The organism is Cryobacterium sp. 10I1 (assembly GCF_035019805.1).
GTDB lineage: Bacteria > Actinomycetota > Actinomycetes > Actinomycetales > Microbacteriaceae > Cryobacterium > Cryobacterium glucosi.
Map to the genome: position 1 here is coordinate 1 of NZ_JASJVF010000331.1, position 3,002 is coordinate 3,002.

The window sequence follows — 3,002 nt, forward strand, 5'->3', positions numbered from 1 at the left end:
GTTCGGTGGCTCCCCGGGGCGTCGACGTCGTCCTGGATGCCGCGGGCACCGACGAGGCCCTCAAGGCTTCCTTCGCGCTCGTCGCCGACCGCAGCAGGATCGGCACGATCGTGGTCGGCCGGAAGGCGGCGGAGCTCGGCATCCAGGCCTGGTCAGGCGGCAGCCCGGTTCCGCTCACCCCGGAGCAGGTCGAGCTCAGGGCGGCGGGCCTGCGACTTGCAACCGAGCTGGCGGCCGCCGGCCGGTTCGATGTCGAGATCGCAGCGGTCTTCCCGCTCGCCGAGGCGGCCGCAGCCCAAGAGCTCAGCGAGCACGGGCATCCGCGCGGCAAGATCGTCCTGCTGCCCTGACCCGCCCGGACGGTCAGCGACGCCCGACGAAGTCGTCCATGGTGTTGTAGACGCCGAAGACGCGGCCGGCCACGAGATCCCAGACCGGCAGCGGCAGGATGCCCCGCAGCACTTTCGACAGACCGACCGTCCACGGCATGGTCACCTGCGGAGTCCCGGCGAGCATGGCCCGCCAGACCCGGTCGACGACGTATTCCGGTGTGAGTATGGGAGTCAGGAGCGGCCCGCGCGCGCCGTCGAACATGCCGGTCGAGATATAGCTCGGCGACACCGTGGTGACCTTGACCCGGCTGAAACCCTGCTGCACGAGCTCGAGCCGCAGGGAATCGCTCCAGCCGATCAGGGCGGCCTTCGAGGCCGCGTACACGCTCATCCTCGGGTTGGAGAGCAGGCCGGCCGCCGAGGCGATGTTCACGATCCGCGATTCCCGGCCGTTGGTGCTCATCATCCCCGGCAGGAACTCGCGGGCGATGTACATCGGGGCGAGGGCGTTGATCTGCATGGTGGGGCGAGTGTCGTCGCCGTTGTCGTGTTCCCAGAAGAAGGCGCCGCGCACGATCCCGGCGTTGTTGATCACGATGTCCGGATTTCCGATTTCCGTGCGCACGCGTTGGGCTGTCTGCGCGATCGCACCCAGGTCTCCGATGTCGACGACGTACGGAAACACCGCGGTCGAGCCGGTGGCCCCCTCGGAGAGGCGAGCGGCCGTCCTGGTGAGAGCGGCGGCGTCCCGATCCCACAGGATCACCGCCCGCGCCCCCTCTGCGACGGCCCGCTCGGCGTAGAGGCGGCCCATGCCGCTGGCAGCGCCGGTGATCAGCACGCGGGCTCCGGAAACGGTTCGAGTCATGCCTCCATCATTCATCATCGCCGCCGGTCCGGGAGCCGCCATCCTGGGGAGCGCCCCGGAAGCCCAGTGCATACCCAGCCCCGGCTGGCATCGTGGACGCAACCGATCGACGACTCACAAGACGACTGACCAGGAGCACACCATGGGATTCCTCGACCGCCTCTTCGGCCGCGACGAACAGGGCAGCACGGCACAGGCCCGCACCGCGCCCACCACGCGTGGCGCCGTCCCGCAGCGCACCGACGACGAGATCGCCGTCGAGCGCTACCAGTACCTGTTGCGCACGGCGCCGCCGGAGACCATCGAGCAAGTGCACACCGAGGCCTTCGCCAAGCTCACCGACCAGCAGCGCGACCTGCTCTTCCAGCGCCTCACCGAGAACGCCACGCCGAGCGAACGCCCGGCCGACGCCGCGCCAGCGACGCTCGCGAAGGCCGCCACCCGTGCAGAGCTCCGCGAGCCCGGCACCCTCGAACGCACCCTCGGCCGCCAGGGCCAGGGCGGCCTGGGGTTCGGCGGCATGGTCGGCAGCACCATCCTCGGCACGGTCGCCGGTTACGTGATCGGGTCCGCGCTCGTGAGCGCGTTCCTGCCGGACCCGGGGGCGACGGATGCCGCAGCGAGCGATTCAGGGACCGATTCCGGCGGGGACTCCGCGAGCGACACGAGCACGGATGCCGGAGCGGACACGGGGTCCGACACCGGCGGTGACTTCGGCGGGGGCGACTTCGGCGGCGGGGACTTCGGCGGCGGCTTCGACTTCTGAGCCGTCCGCCCCGGAACGGCCGTGCCCAGCACGACCGCGCCGGGCACGGCCGGGCGATAGCCTGACAGGAGCGTCCCGGTCGGAACGCCGAGAGGACAGGCCAGTGAGCACCCGCACTCCCGGCACTCTCGTGCTCCTGCGGCACGGCGAGAGCACGGCGAATGCCTCCGGCCTGTTCACCGGGATCCTCGACGCGCCGCTGTCCGATCTGGGGGCGGCAGAGGCCCGGTCCGCCGCCAGGCTGGTAGCCTCGGCGGGCCTCCACCCCGACGCCGTGTTCACCTCAGCCCTGCAGCGGGCCCGGCGAACGGCCGACATCCTGGTCGAGGAGCTGCGACAACACCCAGCGGCCCCGCAGGCCGACTGGCGGCTCAACGAGCGCAACTACGGAGCCCTGACCGGTCGCTCGAAGGCCGACGTGCGGGCGGAATTCGGCGAGGCCCAGTTCCTGGCCTGGCGCAGGTCGGTCAACACCGCTCCGCCCCCCTCGACGACGAGGCTTTCGCGGCCGCGCGCGAATCGCCCCTGTTCCGCGGGCTCCCTGCCGAAGCGCTCACCCGCACCGAGGCGCTCAGCCATGTCATGGCGAGGGTCGGCCGGTTCCACGCCGAACAGGTGGTTCCGCGCCTCCGCCTCGGCCAGACCGTGCTCGTCGTCGCCCACGGGAACTCGCTCCGGGCCTACTGCGCGCTGCTGGACGGCCTCGACGACCACGCGATCCACCGGCTCAATCTTCCGACCGGGCATCCGCTCGTCTATCGCTTCACGGCCGCCGACCTGGCGAACCCGTGCCCGTAGAGCGCCTCGGCACCCTCCCCGACCCGGCCGGCGAAGGCGATCACGGGCACGCCGTGCCTGGCCGCGGTTTCCGCGACGCCGAGCGGGGTCTTCCCGCCGAGGGTCTGGGCGTCGATGCTGCCCTCCCCCGTGAACACGATGTCGGCGCCCGCCATCGACTCGGAGAGGTGGGCGGCCTCCATCACGACGTCAACGCCGCGCTGCATCGTGCTGTCGAAGAAGGCGAGGAAGGCCGCTC

Annotated in this window: 6 protein-coding genes and 1 pseudogene; 4 read left to right on the top strand and 3 right to left on the bottom strand. The window is 71.4% G+C overall.

Annotated features, from left to right (window positions below; genetic code table 11):
* The coding region (locus QN345_RS17455; RefSeq protein WP_323508967.1) for a zinc-binding dehydrogenase at positions 1 to 350 on the top strand (350 nt) is incomplete at its 5' end.
* A 13-nt stretch (positions 351 to 363) separates the two neighbouring features.
* Here the strand turns inward: QN345_RS17455 and QN345_RS17460 are convergent.
* Positions 364 to 1,200, bottom strand: coding sequence for an SDR family NAD(P)-dependent oxidoreductase (locus QN345_RS17460; protein WP_134446182.1), 837 nt, complete (start codon positions 1,198 to 1,200; stop codon positions 364 to 366).
* Here QN345_RS17460 and QN345_RS17465 point away from each other — a divergent pair.
* The gene (locus QN345_RS17465; RefSeq protein WP_322136812.1) at positions 1,199 to 1,966 is read left to right on the top strand and encodes a hypothetical protein; all 768 of its coding nucleotides are present in this window, start codon (positions 1,199 to 1,201) and stop codon (positions 1,964 to 1,966) included. The genes QN345_RS17460 and QN345_RS17465 overlap by 2 nt on opposite strands.
* Positions 1,875 to 2,402, top strand: a pseudogene (locus QN345_RS20650) (2,3-bisphosphoglycerate-dependent phosphoglycerate mutase); the annotation flags it as partial. The gene QN345_RS17465 and the pseudogene QN345_RS20650, both read left to right, overlap by 92 nt.
* Here the strand turns inward: QN345_RS20650 and QN345_RS17470 are convergent.
* On the bottom strand, positions 2,351 to 2,545 hold the full coding sequence (locus QN345_RS17470; RefSeq protein ID WP_322136813.1) for a hypothetical protein: 195 nt from the start codon (positions 2,543 to 2,545) through the stop codon (positions 2,351 to 2,353). The pseudogene QN345_RS20650 and the gene QN345_RS17470 sit on opposite strands and share 52 nt — an antisense overlap.
* A 3-nt stretch (positions 2,546 to 2,548) precedes the next feature.
* Between QN345_RS17470 and QN345_RS17475 the strand changes: the two genes are divergently transcribed.
* Complete coding sequence (locus QN345_RS17475; protein WP_323508968.1) at positions 2,549 to 2,764, top strand: hypothetical protein; 216 nt, start codon at positions 2,549 to 2,551, stop codon at positions 2,762 to 2,764.
* Here QN345_RS17475 and QN345_RS17480 read toward each other — a convergent pair.
* A partial coding sequence (locus QN345_RS17480) for a glycerate kinase (protein ID WP_323508969.1) occupies positions 2,722 to 3,002 on the bottom strand: 281 nt, incomplete at its 5' end. The two genes, QN345_RS17475 and QN345_RS17480, sit on opposite strands and share 43 nt — an antisense overlap.